The following is a 19,024-nucleotide window of genomic DNA, read 5'->3' as shown; positions in this document are numbered from 1 at the left end:
GTTTCTAGTATTGACTAAAAAACTATTTTTGCACCCGAATTATTCCCTTGTATACTATATCAATAATTTATCAGTTTGATTGATCATAGCTGTGTGCTTACGACTATGAATACAATTTGCGAATTTTCTTGGTTTATTATATCTAAAAAAATAAGAAATTACTTCTCATGAAAAAATTACTCGTTGCTATTGTAACATTGTCTTGCATTGTTTCAAATGCTCAAACACCCACTGCTTTAGGGATAAACAGTGGTTCGGAAACTACAACTGACGCACCTAATTTTAGTCCTTTTAAATTTAGAGCAGATTTCAAGACTATCACGGCTGTTGGTCTGAATGGTATTGCAACAGGATCCTATGGAACAAATATTACCATTGCGCCTTGGTCTGATAATACCGGTAATAAAAACCACCAACTTAATTTTAATAATACTGGGATATTTTACAGAAATGCCAATCCGCAGGATGCCGCTTGGGGCACTTGGCGACAGTTGCTAGTAACAAATGATGCTGGAAATATTGATTTAGGAGGTACTATCCTTGCCGGTGCTGGAGGAACTCCGGAAGGACAAAATATATTGTCGGGAAGATATAGTAATGGTACGGTAGTGAATTGGGGCGCGCTTTGTGATTCTGGTGGTGCTTTTATGGGTTATGGTGTGAAAGCAAAATTAGGAACTGCAGGTGCTTGGGCATCTAGTACACCTATTACACCTGCTAAGTCTGCTATTGTTACTGATTTCAGAGGGTTTCATGTGTATGCTAATCCTGCTAATCAAGCTGTAGCTGACGGTACAACTGTGTCGCTAAACGAATATTTTTCTGTAAGAGAAACTGGTAATGTTGGTATTGGAACTACAAATCCTGGATCTAAGCTTGATGTTAATGGTAATATTTCAACGACCCAAGGTTCAGGTGGTAAGATTTCATTATTTGATAATAATAGTACAAGAAATAATAGAATTGAACTTTTTGCGGATACAGATGGGGCGAAAATTAATTCCACCTACAGTACCGGAGGAACTGGTTCCATAAATTTCTTAACAGCTGGGACAAATAGAATGAAAATAATTGATAATGGTAATGTTGGAGTTGGGACAGTGTCTCCTACTTATAAATTACATGTTGTTGGGGATTCTTATTCAGAAGCGCATACTATTCAGAGTTATTCTCCTATGTTGACATTGAAAAGAAATACAACTACAGGTGGATATATTGAGGGTATTCAGACACAATTACTTGATGGAACGAATAACTGGTTTTTCGGTAATGTAGGAACAGAAGAATGGAGAATTTCAAAAGGAGATTATCAACCGGCTAAATTCGTAGTGAAAGACAATGGGAATATTGGGATTGGTACAACAACGCCTTCTGTTAAACTTGATGTTATAGGTAAATCTTCTTTTAGTGATAACATGAAAGTCGATGCAAAAATAGAAGCTAAAGAAATTAAAGTAACTAATACGCCTACTGCCGATTTCGTTTTTGAAGAAGATTATAATCTTCCCAAATTGGAAGATGTAGAAAAACATATCAAGGAAAAGAAACATTTACCCGAAATTGCTTCTGCGAAACAAATGGAAAAAGAAGGTGTAAATGTAGGTGAATTCCAAATTAAATTATTACAAAAAATCGAAGAGCTTACGCTTTATACTATAGAGCAAAATAAAAAAATTGAAGCTCAGAATAAGTTAATTCAAGAACAAAATCAAAGGATTGAAAAATTAGAAAAGAAAATTAATTAATTAAAAAGGCGCTCTGTAAGAGTGCCTTTTTAATTAATTGTTGCGTCAAACAGCGTTTGTTTATGGTTTGTTGGAAATGAAGTTATAATTATTATGTATCATTTAGTGTAATGTTCTCTTTGGTTGTCATGTTGAATAGTCAAATTCTTTAAGTTGCTAATTCTAATTTATGCTGCAATTGAAAGTTTTTTTAATAATCGGATAGGTAGTATAGTATGTCGTTTGTTATAAAACGAAGTTGTTCTGATTTTATTAAAATTGAAATGATTAAAGATGGTTGAAATTGTTGTTTTATGATACTTTTGCAACTTTTTGTTTATTTAACCTTAGCATAACCTTTATATGCTAAATTGTGTCTATATTTAGTAGTATAAATCAATTAGTATGAGCAACTATTTTTACATAGCAATAGCTTTAATATTCGTTATTTTTCTTGTTCGTTTTTTGTACCTTAAAAATGAAAAGGATAAAAAGGACTTAGAGCAAAAAATGAATGATGACTATAAAAAGATTCAAGAAATTGAAACGAACGATAAGGATATGATTAATTAAAAATTTTCATGTCTTACAGAATAAAAAAGAGCGCCATTGGCGCTCTTTTTTATTCTGTTTTCTTTTCCTCTTTTTTCTGACTATCCAATGGTGCGCCTACTGCGATACCGCAAACATGGCCTGGTTGTCCATGTGGAGGATTCATTCCGGGTGCGGTTGCTGTTGAAGCAGCAGGAGTTGCTGTAGTTGGTGTTAAAAGGCTAGGGGTGGTGCCTTGTGGTGTGCTGGGTGTTACGGTATAAGATGAATTGGTGTTGTTATTGGTTGTGATTGTAGTTGTATTGGGTTTTGAGTTAAGAGGAGCACCAACACTAATGTCACAACGATGACCAGGTTGACCGTGGGGCGGGTTCATGCCTTTTGCGGTTTTTACCTGAGTGGTTGTCATTTGTGGTGTGAATTTTACGTTTTGAGGAGTCGCAGTTTTGTTGGTGACTGCGGGTGCTTGTGACGTGTTTGGTGTATTGTTGTTTAATGGAGCGCCAACTGCAATGTCACATCGATGGCCTGGTTGTCCATGTGCTGGATTTACCGGTCCTTTTGCTTGTGTTGTAGTTGCTGCTGGTGTTGTTTGTGTGTTTTGAGTGTTTTGGGTTGTAGTTGTTTTAGGCGTCGATGGTGTTTGGTTTTGTTCTGCTCTTACTGCTGACGAATCGGCTTGAGGTTGTAGTTCTTCTTTACAAGAAAGAAGACAGAATGCCGTTGCTATTGCGATGATGCTGTGTTTTGAATTCATTTTCTTTGTTATTGATTACCAAATATAATGATTTTGAAATAAAAAATCCGAAACTCAGTTTCGGACTATTTATTGGGTTTTACCAGAAATGCATTGGGGTATTTCTTCTTGATTTCTGAAAGTTTTTTCTCAGCTTCAATTCTCGTTTTGTAATTCCCAACCCAAACTTTGTAGATAGGTGTGTTAAAAACAATTGTTGCATCTGTGTTTTTATTGGTCTTTCGGAATTCGGTCAATGTTTTCTTTGCTGGTTCGCTTTCTCCCGTAAAGATTTGTATTTTGAATCGTTCGTTCACATTTAATGAACTGTTGACTTTTCTTTTTTCTGCGAGCAGTTGTTCAAATCTTGGATCTTGTTTTACAGATGTTTTTCCATCTTGTGCATAACAAAAAGCTGAAAACAAAACGGTTAAGACTAGGTATTGTGGTTTCTTAAAAAAATCTAAAAATCTCATAATGAATGTAAATTTGTACAAAAGTAATGGAATCAGGAATACTGTGTGAATAAAAAGTTATTTAGAATAATTATAAATTAATAATTAAGATATATTTAAGGTTTTGAGAATAGTTCATAAGTCGTATTTTTGTCGGAGTTTTTTAAATGGCATATTGTATTCAGTGTTCAACTACTGAAAAAATCATGCCGAATTTAGATGATAATCATTTAATATATGAAAAAGGTGGGAAACCATAAATCGATCTTTAAAATAGTAACGTTAAGTCTTTCGTTATTATTATCTGTTTCTTTAAGTTCATTTGCTCAAGAGCCTGCTCAGGCGGCTCCGGCTTCGGAAACTGCTGCGGCTCCTGCTGCTGGTGGTGATGTAGCTGCGGGTAAAGCTTTGTTCAATGCAAATTGTGCGGCTTGTCACAAGTTAGATGCTAAAATGACAGGTCCTGCCTTGAGGGGTGTGGCTGAACGTCGTGATAGAGCATGGTTAGGGAAATGGATTAACAATTCGGCTCAGTTAATTGCTTCTGGTGATGCTGATGCAGTGAAAATTTTTGAGGAGTTCAATAAAACTCCAATGACAGCATTTCCTCAGTTGTCTGCAGCGGATATTGATAATATCTTAGCGTATACTTCTCAGCCAAAAGAAGAGCCAAAAGTAACAACTGGACAAGATGCTCAAGCTGGTGCTTCTTCAGAAGGTGGTTTGTCAAATAACATGGTTTTAGGTCTGTTGGCTGTAGTGTTGGCTGTTTTAGTTGGTATGTTGTTTATGGTGAACAATGTGTTGTCTAAAATTGCTAAAGCTAATGGAGTAGAGGTAGCGGAAAAGAAATTTGCTGTAATGCCTTTGGTTAATGCCTTTGTTAAAAATCAATTTTTAGTTCTGGTTTCAACGATTTTAATGTTGTTGGTAGGTGCTTATTTTGCTTATGGTTACTTAATGCAGGTAGGTGTAGATCAAGATTATGCTCCAATTCAGCCTATTCATTATTCGCATAAAATTCACGCTGGTGATAACGGTATCGATTGTAAATACTGTCACTCTGCAGCGCGTGTTAGTAAAAATGCTGGTATTCCTTCGTTGAATGTTTGTATGAACTGTCATAAAAATATTTCAGAATTCCAAGGAGATAAAGATTCTACCTATGTAGAGTATACTAAAGAATTCTACACTGCAGAAATCCAAAAATTATACGATGCAGTGGGTTGGGATAAAACAGCTCAAAAGTATACAGGTAAAGAAAAGCCTGTGAAATGGGTGAGAATTCACAACTTGCAGGATTTCGTTTACTTCAACCACTCACAACACGTTTCGGTTGCAGGAATTGAGTGTCAAAAATGTCACGGACCTGTTGAGACTTTTGAAGTGATGAAGCAACATTCTCCATTAACTATGGGATGGTGTGTGAACTGTCACCGTGAGACGAATGTAAAAGTAGAAGGTAATGCTTACTACGAAAAAATTCACTCAGAACTTTCTAAAAAATATGGTGTAGACAAATTGACTGCAGCGCAAATGGGAGGTTTAGAATGTGGTAAATGTCACTACTAATTATTTATTAAGAAGCTAATATTTATATACAATATGTCATCAAACAAAAAATACTGGAAAAGTGTTGAGGAGCTAAACGAAAATAGCTCTATTGTTGAGACGCTTAGAAATAACGAGTTTGTGGAAGAAATTCCAACGGATGAATTTTTAGGTGATGCTGCATCGTTGGCATCTTCTAACACAACACGTCGTGATTTTCTTAAGTATGTTGGATTCAGTACTGCAGCGGCTACTTTAGCTGCTTGTGAAGGTCCAGTGCATAAGTCAATTCCTTATGTAGTTCAACCGGAAGAAATCATCCCTGGTTTAGCAGATTATTATGCTACATCATTCTCTGATGGTTTCGATTTTGCTAACATTTTAGTAAAAACTCGCGAAGGTCGTCCTATCAAAATTGAAAATAATAAAATTGAGGGAGCTAATTTCCATGCAAACGCTCGTGTTCACGCGTCAGTTTTATCGTTATACGATAGCTTACGTTTGAAAAACACTAAAATAGCAGGAAAAGATGCTTCTTGGAGTGAGGCAAATGCTAAAATTAAAGCTAGCGTTGCTGAGGCTAAAGCTAAAGGAGGAAAAGTAGTATTGTTGACTAATACTTCTGCTTCGCCTTCAACTGACAGATTAATTGGTCAGTTCTTGGCTGCAAATCCAAATGCAAAACATGTAGTATATGATGCTGTTTCTTCAACAGAAGCTTTGGATGCTTTCCAAACAGTTTATGGTGAAAGAGCTTTAGCTGATTATGATTTTTCTAAAGCAAATGTAATTGTTTCTGTTGGTGCTGATTTCTTAGGAGACTGGCAAGGTGGAAACTTCGATGCTGGTTATGCACAAGGACGTATTCCTCAAAATGGAAAAATGTCTCGTCACTTCCAGTTTGAGGCAAACATGACATTGTCTGGTGCTGCTGCTGATAAGCGTGTGCCGATGAATGTTGCGACTCAAAAACAAGCATTAGCTAAAATATATAGTATTGTTACTGGTGCTGCAGTTTCCACTTCTAAGTTTGAAGGAGAAGATGCAGTGACTAAAGCAGCACAACAGTTGAAGGCTGCTGGTAGCAAAGGTGTGTTGGTTTCGGGTATTGAAGATAAAAATGCTCAATTGGTTGTATTAGCAATCAACCGCGCTTTAGCGAGTGAGGCTTTTAATCCGGCTAATTCACGTCAAATCAGAAAAGGAAATGCTGCTGAAGTGAAGCAATTAATTGCAGATTTGAAAGCGGGTTCTGTACATACTTTAATTATGAGTGGTGTAAATCCAGTATATTCATTACCTAATGGTGCTGAATTTGCTGAAGCATTAAAGAAAACTAAACTTTCTGTAGCTTTCTCAATGAAAGAAGATGAAACGGCTTTGGTTTCTAGTATTGCTGTTGCAACTCCACATTATTTAGAATCTTGGGGTGATGTAAGTATTGTGAAAGGACAATACGCGGTTACTCAACCTACTATTCGTCCGTTATTCAATACGGTACAATTCCAAGATGCTTTATTGTCTTGGACTGGAAATGTTCAAAACTATTACGATTATATCCGTTCTTCTTGGGCAGGAACAAAATCTTGGAACCAATTAGTACATGATGGTGTTGCTTTTACTGAGGTTGGAGCAAGTGCAGGTGCAGGTGCTGATTTCAATGGGGCAGCAGCTGTTTTAGGAAATGCAAAATCAAACGGTACTGAATTAGTATTGTATACTAAAACAGGTATGGGTGATGGGCAACAAGCGAACAATCCATGGTTGCAAGAGTTTCCAGATCCAATCACCAGAGCTTCTTGGGATAATTATGTTACTGTAGCTAAAGCAGATGCTGAGGCTTGGGGCTTAGAGAACTGGAATGTTGCTAACGGTGGTTTGAACGGTAGCTTGGTTACTTTATCAGTAAACGGTGCTAAATTGGAAAATGTTCCGGTTATGATCCAACCTGGTCAAGCAAAAGGAACTGTTGGTTTAGCTTTGGGTTACGGACGTAAAGCTGCTTTGAAAGAAGAAATGCAAGTAGGTGTTAATGCTTACAAATTATATAATAATTTCAACAATGTACAAACGGTTTCTGTTACTAAGGCAGATGGTGAGCATGAATTTGCTTGTGTACAGTTGCAAAAAACATTAATGGGTCGTGGAGACATCATTAAGGAGACTACTTTAGAAATTTTTAATACTAAAGATGCTGCCGATTGGAATATCATGCCAGTAGTTTCTTTAGATCATAAAGAAGTTCCGGCTGAGTCGGTTGATTTATGGGAATCTTTTGATCGTAGTATAGGTCACCACTTTAATCTATCGATTGACTTGAATGCTTGTACTGGATGTGGAGCTTGTGTTATTGCTTGTCATGCAGAAAACAACGTACCAGTAGTTGGTAAGTCAGAAGTAAGAAGAAGTCGCGACATGCACTGGTTGCGTATCGATAGATACTATTCTTCTGAAGAAAGTTTCAAAGGAGATCTTGAGAAAAAAGAATCTGCTTCTGGATTATTAGATTCAAGAAATAAATATATTGAATTGGAATCTGCTTCAGATAATCCTCAAGTTGTGTTCCAGCCAGTAATGTGTCAGCACTGTAACCACGCTCCATGTGAGACTGTTTGTCCTGTTGCTGCTACTTCTCACGGTCGTCAAGGTCAAAACCATATGGCATATAACCGTTGTGTGGGTACTCGTTACTGTGCAAACAACTGTCCGTATAAAGTACGTCGTTTCAACTGGTTCTTGTACAACAACAATGACGAATTCAACTATCATATGAATGATGATTTAGGTCGTATGGTATTGAATCCAGATGTTAACGCTCGTTCTCGTGGGGTTATGGAAAAATGTTCGTTATGTATCCAAATGACACAAGCGACTATTTTGAAAGCTAAAAACGAAGGACGTTTAGTGAAAGATGGTGAATTCCAAACAGCATGTTCAAATGCATGTACTTCTGGAGCAATGGTATTTGGTGATGTAAATGATAAAGAATCTAAAGTGGCAGCATTGGCTGATGATAATAGAGCGTATCATTTATTAGAGCACATTGGAACAAAACCAAATGTTGTTTACCAAGTAAAAGTTAGAAATTAATATTAATAAGAAATAAGATAAAGGATTATGTCGTCTCATTACGAAGCACCTATCAGAAAACCTTTAGTACTTGGAAGTAAAAGCTACCACGATGTTACTGTCGATGTGGCCCGTCCGGTAGAGGGTAAAGCTAATAAACAATGGTGGACAGTATTTTATATAGCACTTGCAGCCTTTTTATGGGGTTTAAGCTGTATGTTATACACAATTACCGAAGGTATTGGAACATGGGGATTAAATAAAACAGTTGGTTGGGCATGGGATATCACTAACTTCGTTTGGTGGGTTGGTATCGGTCACGCCGGAACGCTAATTTCAGCTGTATTGTTATTATTCCGTCAAAAATGGAGAATGGCGATTAACCGTTCTGCAGAAGCGATGACTATCTTCTCGGTAGTTCAAGCAGGTTTGTTTCCAATCATCCACATGGGTCGTCCATGGTTAGGATACTGGGTATTGCCAATACCAAATCAATTCGGATCATTATGGGTTAACTTTAACTCACCGTTACTTTGGGACGTATTCGCTATTTCAACGTATTTATCAGTATCATTAGTTTTCTGGTGGACTGGTTTATTACCCGACTTCGCAATGTTACGTGATAGAGCAGTAACTCCTTTTACAAAAAGAATTTATTCTATCCTTTCTTTTGGATGGACAGGAAGAGCAAAAGACTGGCAACGTTTCGAAGAGGTTTCTCTTGTATTGGCAGGTTTAGCTACTCCATTGGTACTTTCAGTACACACTATTGTATCTTTTGACTTTGCTACTTCAGTAATTCCTGGATGGCATACGACAATCCTTCCGCCATACTTCGTTGCGGGAGCGATCTTCTCAGGATTCGCGATGGTAAATACTTTACTTATCATCATGAGAAAAGTGTGTAACCTTGAAGACTATATTACAATTCAGCATATCGAGTTAATGAACATTGTAATCATGATTACGGGTTCAATCGTAGGATGTGCTTATATCACCGAGTTATTCGTAGCTTGGTATTCAGGAGTTGAGTATGAACAATATGCTTTCTTGAATAGAGCAACTGGTCCTTACTGGTGGTCATACTGGGCGATGATGACATGTAATGTGTTCTCTCCGCAGTTCATGTGGTTCAAAAAATTAAGAACTAGCATCATGTTCTCATTCATCATTTCAATTGTGGTAAACATAGGTATGTGGTTTGAGCGTTTCGTAATCATCGTAACATCGTTACACCGTGATTACTTACCATCATCTTGGACAATGTTCTCACCTACATTCGTTGATATCGGTATCTTCGTTGGTACTATTGGATTCTTCTTCGTATTATTCTTATTGTATTCAAGAACATTCCCTGTAATTGCACAGGCGGAGGTTAAAACAATCTTGAAAACTTCAGGAGATAACTACAAAGCAGATAGAGAGAAAAACGGTCATAATCACGATAATCACTAAGAAGTCATGAGTCATAAAGTAATACATGCACTATATACTGATGATGATGTTTTGATGGATGCTGTAAAGCAAACTCGTAAAGCACATCACCATATTGAAGAGGTTTATACTCCATTCCCTGTTCACGGTTTAGATAAAGCAATGGGGTTAGCACCAACAAGAATTGCGATTTGTGCTTTCTTATATGGTCTTACTGGTTTGTCATTTGCAACATGGTTATTGAATAATATCATGATTAGTGATTGGCCACAGGATATCGGTGGTAAACCAAGTTTCAGTTATATTCAAAATATGCCTGCTTTCGTGCCGGTAATGTTTGAGGAAACTGTATTCTTTGCAGCACACTTAATGGTAATTACGTTCTATATGAGAAGTAAATTATGGCCATTCAAAGAAGCTGAAAATCCAGATGTTCGTACAACAGATGATCACTTTTTAATGGAGATCGCTGTCAATAATAATGAAGACGAATTAACTTCTTTCCTACAAAGTACAGGTGCAGTTGAAGTTAAAGTAGTTGAAAAGCATTAATTAGATTATGAGAAGAGTAGTATATTCATTAACAGCTTTAATGGGGTTAGCTTCATTAATGGTTTCATGTAAAAATGATAAAAAACCGAACTATCAGTTCTTCCCGAACATGTATGAATCGGTTGCATATGAAACTTATTCAGAATCAGATGCTTTTAAATCGCCAAATGGTTTGGTAGGTAAAGAAGGTCAATTACCTGCTCAAGGTACTATCAAGAGAGGTTTTGAAATTTATGATTTACCGAACACTCCTGCTGGTTACGAAGCTTCAAAAGCAATTGTTTCTCCTCTTGAGCCTTCAGCTATTAACCTTGAAAAAGGAAAAGAGTTGTTTGATATTTACTGTATTTCTTGTCACGGTGAAAAAGGTGATGGAAAAGGGAAATTAGTTCAAAGAGAAAAATTCTTAGGTGTACCTAGTTATAAAGACAGAGCTGTAACAGTGGGAAGCGTTTTCCATGTTGAGACTTATGGTCTGAATGCGATGGGTTCTCACGCAAACCAATTGTCTAAGAAGGAAAGATGGCAAGTTGCAGAATATGTAATGAAGCTTAAGTCTGAATTATAATTGTAAAACACACGATATATAAGTTATGTATACATTATCAAGCAAAATAAAAAACCTTTCAATTTTCCTTATGGTTTTAGGACTATTGGGTATTGGATATGGTTTTTTCAGTGCACCGAAGAATACTGAAGATGTAGAAAAAATATTAGCTGCTGATACTCATGGTGGACATCATGGTGCTGCAGCTGCACATGAAACTGCTCCAGCTGATGCTCATGGTGAAGCTGTTGTAGCACACGGTGAAGAAAAAGAAGAGGCTCATGCTGAAGCAAAAGAAGTTCATGTTGAAACTGAACACAAAACAGAAGCTGCTCATGATTCTTCTGTAGCTGAAGTTAAAGAAGTAGCTCATGTAACTGACTCACTTGTAGCACCTACCGAAGAGACTCATGCAGAAGCTCATGCTGCACCTGCACATGCTGAGAAAGGTCACGAAGTGGCAGCTAATCATGATGCACATGCTGATGAGCATAAAAAACATGTTGAGCATGTATTTACTCAATTAAAAAATAAGCCTTGGTCTGCATTATACGTAGGAGCATTGTTCGTATTCTTGATTTCTTTAGGAGTATTGGCATTCTATGCTATTCAATGGGCAGCACAGGCAGGTTGGTCACCAGCTTTATTCAGAGTAATGGAGGCTATCACCGCATATATTGTACCTGGAGGTATCATTGTGTTTGTGATTTTGGTATTGTCAACACTTTATTTTGGAGATCATCAATTGAATCATTTGTTTGTATGGTCTGATAAAGATGTTGTAGCAAATGATCACTTGATTCAAGGAAAATCAGGGTATTTGAATGTACCTTTCTTCTTAATTAGAGCTGTAATCTATTTAGGAGGTTGGATTTTATACCGTACTTACACTCGTAAAAACTCGATCAACTTAGATGAAACTGGTGATTTGTCTTTCTATAAAAAGAACTTCAAAGCATCTGCTGGATTCTTAGCGTTCTTCTTAGTTTCTGAGTCTATGATGGCTTGGGACTGGGTAATGTCTGTTGATCCTCACTGGTTCAGTACATTATTTGGATGGTATGTTTTTGCAAGTTTCTTTGTAAGTGGTATCACTGTAATTGCGTTGATTACTTTACACTTGAAATCAAACGGTTATTTAGATTTTATCAATAATAGTCACTTCCATGATTTAGCGAAATTCATGTTTGGTATTTCAGTTTTCTGGACTTACTTATGGTTCTCTCAATTCATGTTGATGTGGTATTCTAACATCCCTGAAGAGGTAACCTATTTCAAAACTAGAATTGAGCACTATAACTTGCCTTTCTTCGGAATGGTGGCTATGAACTTCATTTTCCCAGTATTAATTTTGATTAATACAGATTTCAAACGTGTACCTTGGATTATCACTATGGCGGGTATCATCATTTTATCAGGTCACTATTTAGACTTCCATAACATGATTTTCCCTGCAACAGTTGGTGAAAATTGGTTTATTGGTGCTGCTGAAATTGGTTCAGTTGCATTCTTTGCAGGATTGTTCTTATTTGTTGTATTCAACGCTTTAACTAAAGCACCATTATTGGCAAAAGGAAATCCGCTAATTGAAGAAAGTAAGCATTTCCATTATTAATATTTAAACAAGAAAACAGATGACAAGTTTGTTGGTTATTATAGTTTTAGTCTTATTATCAATTGCAATCTGGCAAATGACTAAAATTTTCGACTTAACTCAGGTAGGCGTTTCTAAAGATGACTCGCAAATCGCTACTGATAATGATAATAATGTACAGGGATATTTAATGTTCGGTTTTCTTGCATTCCTTTATATCTTCACGATATATGGATTGTTTAAATGGGGACACTTAGTTTTAGGTACACCAGCTTCTCAACACGGTACTGATTATGACAATTTAATGTATATCTCTTTTGGTATCATTTTCTTTGTTCAGGCTATCACTCAGTTGTTATTACACTACTTCGCTTTCAAATATAGAGGTGAAAAAGGGAAAAAAGCATTGTACTATGCAGATAACGATAAATTAGAATTTATCTGGACTATCATCCCGGTAATTGTTTTGGCAGGTTTGATTCTTTACGGATTGTACACTTGGACAAACATTATGTTTGTTGATGAAGATGAAGAAGTTATTGTTGTTGAATTGTATGCAAAACAATTTAGCTGGGAAGCGCGTTACGCTGGTAAAGACAACGTGTTGGGTAAAGCTAATGTTCGTTTAATCGAAGGAGTAAATACAATGGGTCTGGATGTAAACGATCCTAACGCTCAAGATGATATCGCTGTTTCTGAATTGCATATACCAAAAGGTAAAAAAGTATTATTCAAATTACGTTCACAAGATATTCTTCACTCAGCTTATATGCCTCACTTTAGAGCGCAAATGAACTGTGTGCCTGGTATGGTGACTCAATTTGCATTCACACCAACATTGACAACTGAAGAAATGCGTCAAGATCCTGCTATTGTTGAGAAAGTTAACAATATCAACAAAATACGTTCTGCTAACAGCGCTAAGTTAGTTGCAGAAGGTAAAACACCTCTTGATCCATATACTTTCGACTATTTGTTATTATGTAACAAAATTTGTGGAGCTTCTCACTACAACATGCAAATGAAAATTGTTGTGGATACTCCTGAAGAATTCAAAAACTGGTTGAAAGATAAAGGGACTATTGTCAAAGCTATAAAAGATGATAAAGCGGCTAAAGAAGCTGAAAAGAATCCTGCTCCAGTAGCGGTACCAGCACAAGCTAAAGTAGCTGATTCTACTGTAGTTGCTACGGCAGATGACAAATTAGAGGAAGTAAAAAAATAATTAAATTTAAATTTAGATAAATAATATGGGAGCAGCAGCACACGACCACGATCACGCACACGATCACGATCACGCACATCACCATAAAGATACATTCATCACTAAATACATTTTTAGTATTGATCACAAAATGATTGCTAAACAATACTTGATTACAGGTATTATTATGGGAATCGTTGGGGTAGTGATGTCGTTATTGTTCAGAATGCAAATCGCTTGGCCAGAGCAGTCTTTCGGGATTTTTAAATTCTTATTGGGAGAGAAAATGGCTCCAGGAGGAGTAATGCGAAATGATATTTACCTTGCTTTGGTGACTATCCACGGTACTATCATGGTATTCTTTGTATTAACTGCTGGTTTGAGTGGTACGTTTAGTAACTTGTTAATTCCATTACAGATTGGTGCACGTGATATGGCTTCTGGTTTTATGAATATGATTTCATACTGGTTGTTCTTCTTGTCGTCTGTTGTAATGATCTGTTCTTTATTCGTTGAGTCTGGACCAGCTTCTGCAGGTTGGACAATCTATCCACCATTATCAGCTTTACCACAAGCAATTCCAGGATCTGGAACAGGTATGACTTTATGGTTGGTATCAATGGCTATCTTCATTGCTTCGTCTTTGATGGGTTCATTGAACTATGTAGTTACAGTTATCAATCTTAGAACTAAAGGGATGTCAATGACAAGATTGCCACTTACTGTTTGGGCTTTCTTCATTACAGCAGTTATCGGTATTGTATCGTTCCCGGTATTATTATCTGCTGCGTTGTTATTGATCATGGATAGAAGTTTTGGTACTTCTTTCTTCTTATCTGATATCTTTATCTCTGGTGAGGTATTACACTACCAAGGTGGTTCTCCAGTATTGTTTGAGCACTTATTCTGGTTCTTAGGTCATCCTGAGGTATATATCGTATTATTACCGGCATTGGGTATCACTTCTGAAATTATTGCTACTAACTCCCGTAAACCAATTTTCGGTTACCGTGCGATGATTGCTTCTATCTTAGCAATTGCATTCTTATCGACGATTGTATGGGGTCACCATATGTTCTTGTCTGGAATGAATCCATTCTTAGGATCGGTATTTACATTTACAACATTATTGATTGCGATTCCTTCTGCGGTAAAAGCATTCAACTATATTACTACGCTTTGGAAAGGTAACTTACAGTTAAATCCTGCGATGTTGTTCTCAATTGGATTGGTTTCAACATTCATTTCAGGAGGTTTAACAGGTATCATCCTTGGAGATAGTACATTAGATATTAACGTTCACGATACATATTTCGTAGTGGCTCACTTCCACTTAGTAATGGGTATCTCTGCATTGTACGGATTCTTCGCTGGGGTATACCACTGGTTCCCAAGAATGTTCGGTAGAATGATGAACAAAACTTTAGGTTATATTCACTTCTGGGTAACTGCAGTTTGTGCTTATGGTGTATTCTATCCAATGCACTTCATCGGTATGGCTGGTTTGCCACGTCGTTACTATACCAACTCGAACTTCCCATTATTTGACGATTTAGCTGATGTTAACGTATTGATTACTACATTCGCTTTAATCGGAGCTGCTTTCCAATTGGTGTTCATGTGGAATTTCTTCTACAGCATCTTCAAAGGACCAAAAGCACCTCAAAACCCATGGAAATCGAATACATTAGAGTGGACAGCTCCAGTAGAGCACATGCACGGTAACTGGCCTGGTGAATTACCAACAGTACACAGATGGCCTTACGATTACAGTAAGCCTGGACATGATGATGACTTCGTACCTCAAACTGTTCCTATGAAGGAAGGTGAGGAAGAGTTACACCACTCCTAATAACATACAATACTAAAGAGCCTTTCGAAAGAAAGGCTTTTTTATTACCTTTAGCCAAACAAATTTTATGAAAAAGTTTTTCTTATTATTTACTTGTCTTTTCAGCTTGTCTTGCTTTTCTCAGACTGTGCCCGATTTTGAGGCTATTGATTCGTTGTACAGAGAAGATCAGTTCTATTTTGGGGTTACGTATAATATTTTGAATGATAAACCGCAGGCGGTGTCTCAAAACTCCTTTTCTGCAGGATTGAATTTTGGTTTTCTACGTGATTTCCCTCTTAATAAGAAACGTACTGTGGCCATTGCTCCAGGTTTAGGGTTTACATTCAATAACTACAAGAGTAACGTTGTAATTGCAGAGAATAATAATGAAATTACCTATACAGCAATACCAACGACCGATTTTGATAATAACAAGCTAGGTTTGTATTTTGTAGACGTTCCGATTGAATTTCGTTGGCGTACTTCTACCTTCGATTCACATAAGTTTTGGAGGATTTACACTGGTGTTAAGATGAGTTATTTACTAGCCAGTAAATCGAAGTTTGTTTCTTCTACGGATCGATTTTCTGTATCCAATAACCCGGATTTGAATAAGTTTCATTATGGTGCTTATGTGAGTGCGGGATACAATACCTTCAATGTGTATGCTTATTATGGTTTTCAAGATCTTTTCAAGAATGGTTCTTTGAACGGACAACCTTTAAACTTGAGTACCATCAATATTGGTTTGATGTTTTATATTTTATAACCAAAACAGCAGTAAAATTAATTGCGGTAGCGCTCCGATGATATATCCCAACGTTAATTCGAATAGGGTATGTGCTTTCATGTACAATCGGGAAGAGGCTACTACACCATTTAGTAGTAAAATAACCGCGATGAGCAATTGCATTCGGAACTGAAAGTGGATGCAACAAGCAATACAGAATACAGTTAATGATGAGATGCCCAACATGTGTAAGCTGGCTTTTTTATGAAACAGTGCCAAAACCAACGCTAAAAAGGTACTTAGAATACTTCCCAAATAGAAATAGAATAATTCCGGAAATGTGGTTATTGTGACGCTTTTAAAAATAAGTGTACTTAATAGTAACGACTGTAAGAAAAGTGGAATCTTTCGTTGTTCGACCTTTGTCACCATAATCGAATCTATTTTTTGTAAAGAAACCAAAAGATAGAAACAAGCCAATGGGATAAATACAGTAACGATGAGTATTTGTACGAGGCACAAATAAATTGTTTCATAGTTGAAGTAACCATGGGTTGTAAAAAAATAAAATAGTGCACCCATGACCGAAATGAATATCGGATGGAAGGCGTAGGAGAAGAATGGCAATATCTTTTTCAAGGCTGTTGGTACTAGTTGACCAAAGTTACCATTTTTTTTGATGTTGTACTCTTTGTGGTGAATTCTTTGTTATTGGCCATTCCAACAACTATTCGATTACTTTTGTAGTTGGTTCCGGAGAGGTACGATTGACTCAATGTGCAGTGGAATTCCACGTTGAAATGAAAACTTATAATTAAAGTAATTATTTCTTTTACTGTTCTTGGAAAGAGTACAGTAGGAATTACATCAAATATAGCTATCACACCATTAATACGATTAAAAATAATATGAAAGAAAACAATTATATCCGGGTTAAAATTTATTTTTTAATATTTATTGTAGCTTTCACTTTCGGATGGATTGCCAGTAAATCGGAGATAACCATGGTTGTTGAAGGTAGGGATATTTATAGCTATGGTTTTAATTACGCTATGTTTGGTCTTCTGATCACTTTGGGATTTACAATAACTTTAGTTTATGATATTTATATTTTGGGTAAAAACAAAAAAGAATCTTCAGATAGAATGAAGTAGTAATTTGTTTTCTCGGGTTTTCATAAGCTTTTAGCTGCTTGTACCAACTCAGAAATTATATTTTACCATTTTAAGGTGGCAGTTTGCTTTTCTATATAAGTTTGCAAGATATTAGCCATTGTTTAGTTCCATTTGTTTGAGTTAATTGATTGAAGGGATCAAAGTCGGGAAATCCTAGAATCGTCTTAGTCAAATTTTGGTTAGCGTATTTCGGTACTTAGTTTAGCAACTAAAAAAATAATGTTTACAATGAAATATATTGTTTATCTTTTTTTTCGTTATCATTCCAATTTAACTCAAAAGAATATTGCCTACGATAGGTCATTACTTTGTTTGTTATTTTTGATTTACATCAACTGTACTTCAATAGCATTGTTTTTTTGGCCTATACCAGCTAGGACAATTTTTTTAAAGAATAGAATCTACACTTGTTCAATTTTAATTGTTTTATTCGTGGTAGGGATGTATGTAGTAAAGAAATTCATCACTAAAGAAGAATTGAACCATTTTATGCCCTCTAGTAAAGTTAAATTTCATGGGTGGTTATTGTTTTCATATATTTTACTCTCTCTCTCTTTTATGGTCGTATCAATGATAGTACTAAAGAGAGCGTTAATTCTGTACTAGTTTTCAAAAGGCAACCTTTTTGAGGTTAACTTCAGATCAGATGATTTTTTAGCTCAATGTCGGGAAATACTAGATACGGCGAAGTCAGAATTGCGCATAACTGTATACATTTTAATGTAAATAATTTATAAATGAAAAAAATGACTATCCTTAAAGGAGCTCTGGTATTTGTATTTGTGTTGAGTGTTTTTTTACTCTTCTATTATTCGGGTTTGCATTCGAAAAGTTACAACACCAATGAAGTTTACAACGTTCCAATTGGTACAAATAGTTTTGTAGAAGAAAATAGAACCGTTTTGGTTACAGAAAATTCCAATTTAAATGGTTAAATCATAGCATTAGGCCTAATTGCAAGTGTGGCATTATTTGGGTTTGTTTTTCTAGTTGCAATGGAACATAATTTTACTAAGTTGAGTGTTTCTACTACTAAAAAAGAATAGAAGTATTCCTGAAAATGGCTCTAATATATGTAACAAATTCTATATGCAGTGGTTGAAAATAGCAGAATGTTTTTACTGACTTTGGGATTATTCGTGTTGACCACATGATGTTGTTAGGGTATTTCTAAAAAGTTTGCAAAGTGATTGGTTTTACAAACTTTCTGTTCTATTTCAGTAGCTTCTTTTTTCTTATTGCTATTAGGCAAAAACAGTCATAGTTAAAAATTAGTAGGTTTTATTTTCGCTTTTGTTACTTAAGTCATTGATTATCAATGTGTATTATTTTTATTGTTAAATTTTCATCTAAATAGTTCTAGGTCTGTGAAATAGTGGTACTTTTGCGGCTAATTTTTTGAAATCAAATGAAATATATTTTACTTTTCCTGCTGTTTTTGTCAGGAGTTACTGCAGAAGCTCAGTCAGTTAGCTTTAGTTATGATTCAGCCGGCAACCAGATTAGCAGAACTTGGTGCGCACTTTGTCCAGGGAAAATGTCAAGTGGAGGTGTTTCCAAAAATGAAGAAGACATTACAGAGGAGGACTTGGAGAAGTTTCATCCGGAAGACATCGTATCGTATTATCCAAATCCTGTTCAAGAGCAATTGTATTTAAAGTGGTCGCTTGTGGATGATAAGAGAATGGTGGAAATTAACTTATACAATAGCAACGGTCAATTGATCAAGTCGGTAAAAAATCTTCAGAATACCGATCATTATCTTTTTCCTTTTCAGACGTTACCGGAGGGTATTTATACTCTAAACTTGACGTATACCAATGGGAAACAAGAGCCTATCAAAATTATCAAAAATAAGAATTAAAGA

The 19,024-nt window shown here is 36.1% G+C and carries 17 protein-coding genes; 14 read left to right on the top strand and 3 right to left on the bottom strand.

The window, feature by feature from the left end; genetic code table 11:
• Positions 1-167 precede the first annotated feature (167 nt).
• Positions 168-1,745 carry a hypothetical protein gene (locus ACFO7M_RS02635; protein WP_379733889.1) on the top strand — a complete coding sequence of 526 codons (1,578 nt, stop codon included), beginning with the start codon at positions 168-170 and terminating at the stop codon, positions 1,743-1,745.
• Between the two features lie 384 nt (positions 1,746-2,129).
• A complete protein-coding gene (locus tag ACFO7M_RS02630) occupies positions 2,130-2,297 on the top strand; it encodes a hypothetical protein (RefSeq protein WP_379718404.1) in 168 nt (55 codons plus the stop codon).
• A gap of 49 nt (positions 2,298-2,346) precedes the next feature.
• On the opposite strand, the gene ACFO7M_RS02625 is transcribed toward ACFO7M_RS02630, so the two are convergent.
• The gene (locus ACFO7M_RS02625) at positions 2,347-3,033 is read right to left on the bottom strand and encodes a hypothetical protein (RefSeq protein ID WP_379733887.1); all 687 of its coding nucleotides are present in this window, start codon (positions 3,031-3,033) and stop codon (positions 2,347-2,349) included.
• A gap of 65 nt (positions 3,034-3,098) precedes the next feature.
• The gene (locus ACFO7M_RS02620; RefSeq protein ID WP_379718410.1) at positions 3,099-3,488 is read right to left on the bottom strand and encodes an SPOR domain-containing protein; all 390 of its coding nucleotides are present in this window, start codon (positions 3,486-3,488) and stop codon (positions 3,099-3,101) included.
• Positions 3,489-3,704: 216 nt separating this feature from the next.
• Between ACFO7M_RS02620 and ACFO7M_RS02615 the strand changes: the two genes are divergently transcribed.
• From ACFO7M_RS02615 to ACFO7M_RS02575, 9 genes are all read left to right on the top strand, one after another.
• On the top strand, positions 3,705-5,039 hold the full coding sequence (locus tag ACFO7M_RS02615; RefSeq protein WP_379733885.1) for a c-type cytochrome: 1,335 nt from the start codon (positions 3,705-3,707) through the stop codon (positions 5,037-5,039).
• 33 nt (positions 5,040-5,072) lie between these two features.
• The gene (locus ACFO7M_RS02610) at positions 5,073-8,108 is read left to right on the top strand and encodes a TAT-variant-translocated molybdopterin oxidoreductase (protein ID WP_379733884.1); all 3,036 of its coding nucleotides are present in this window, start codon (positions 5,073-5,075) and stop codon (positions 8,106-8,108) included.
• 27 nt (positions 8,109-8,135) lie between these two features.
• Positions 8,136-9,542 (top strand): NrfD/PsrC family molybdoenzyme membrane anchor subunit, encoded by a 1,407-nt coding sequence (gene nrfD, locus ACFO7M_RS02605; protein ID WP_379718420.1) that lies wholly within the window; start codon positions 8,136-8,138, stop codon positions 9,540-9,542.
• A 6-nt stretch (positions 9,543-9,548) separates the two neighbouring features.
• Positions 9,549-10,073, top strand: coding sequence for a DUF3341 domain-containing protein (locus ACFO7M_RS02600; RefSeq protein WP_379718423.1), 525 nt, complete (start codon positions 9,549-9,551; stop codon positions 10,071-10,073).
• Between the two features lie 7 nt (positions 10,074-10,080).
• Entirely contained in the window at positions 10,081-10,641 is a 561-nt protein-coding gene (locus ACFO7M_RS02595) for a c-type cytochrome (RefSeq protein WP_379718427.1), read from the top strand.
• A gap of 25 nt (positions 10,642-10,666) precedes the next feature.
• Entirely contained in the window at positions 10,667-12,235 is a 1,569-nt protein-coding gene (locus ACFO7M_RS02590) for a quinol:cytochrome C oxidoreductase (protein WP_379718430.1), read from the top strand.
• A 19-nt stretch (positions 12,236-12,254) separates the two neighbouring features.
• On the top strand, positions 12,255-13,439 hold the full coding sequence (locus ACFO7M_RS02585; RefSeq protein ID WP_379733882.1) for a cytochrome c oxidase subunit II: 1,185 nt from the start codon (positions 12,255-12,257) through the stop codon (positions 13,437-13,439).
• A 25-nt stretch (positions 13,440-13,464) separates the two neighbouring features.
• Positions 13,465-15,270, top strand: a complete 1,806-nt coding sequence (locus ACFO7M_RS02580; protein ID WP_379733881.1) for a cytochrome c oxidase subunit I — start codon at positions 13,465-13,467, stop codon at positions 15,268-15,270.
• 67 nt (positions 15,271-15,337) lie between these two features.
• A complete protein-coding gene (locus ACFO7M_RS02575; protein ID WP_379733878.1) occupies positions 15,338-16,021 on the top strand; it encodes a porin family protein in 684 nt (227 codons plus the stop codon).
• Here the strand turns inward: ACFO7M_RS02575 and ACFO7M_RS02570 are convergent.
• A complete protein-coding gene (locus tag ACFO7M_RS02570) occupies positions 16,016-16,414 on the bottom strand; it encodes a hypothetical protein (protein ID WP_379733877.1) in 399 nt (132 codons plus the stop codon). The genes ACFO7M_RS02575 and ACFO7M_RS02570 overlap by 6 nt on opposite strands.
• Before the next feature lie 476 nt (positions 16,415-16,890).
• On the opposite strand from ACFO7M_RS02570, the gene ACFO7M_RS02565 reads away from it, so the two are divergent.
• The 3 genes from ACFO7M_RS02565 (at position 16,891) to ACFO7M_RS02555 (ending at position 19,021) form a co-directional block, all read left to right on the top strand.
• The gene (locus tag ACFO7M_RS02565; protein ID WP_379718445.1) at positions 16,891-17,136 is read left to right on the top strand and encodes a hypothetical protein; all 246 of its coding nucleotides are present in this window, start codon (positions 16,891-16,893) and stop codon (positions 17,134-17,136) included.
• 758 nt (positions 17,137-17,894) lie between these two features.
• Complete coding sequence (locus tag ACFO7M_RS02560; RefSeq protein WP_379733875.1) at positions 17,895-18,092, top strand: hypothetical protein; 198 nt, start codon at positions 17,895-17,897, stop codon at positions 18,090-18,092.
• Between the two features lie 473 nt (positions 18,093-18,565).
• Positions 18,566-19,021 carry a T9SS type A sorting domain-containing protein gene (locus ACFO7M_RS02555; RefSeq protein WP_379733873.1) on the top strand — a complete coding sequence of 152 codons (456 nt, stop codon included), beginning with the start codon at positions 18,566-18,568 and terminating at the stop codon, positions 19,019-19,021.
• Positions 19,022-19,024 lie beyond the last annotated feature (3 nt).

Origin of the sequence: Flavobacterium sp. GCM10023249, assembly GCF_042653365.1 — a bacterium.
In the GTDB taxonomy this organism is placed as follows: Bacteria; Bacteroidota; Bacteroidia; order Flavobacteriales; family Flavobacteriaceae; genus Flavobacterium.
The sequence above is the reverse complement of the archived record's forward strand: the minus strand, read 5'-3'. Positions and strand labels throughout refer to the sequence as shown.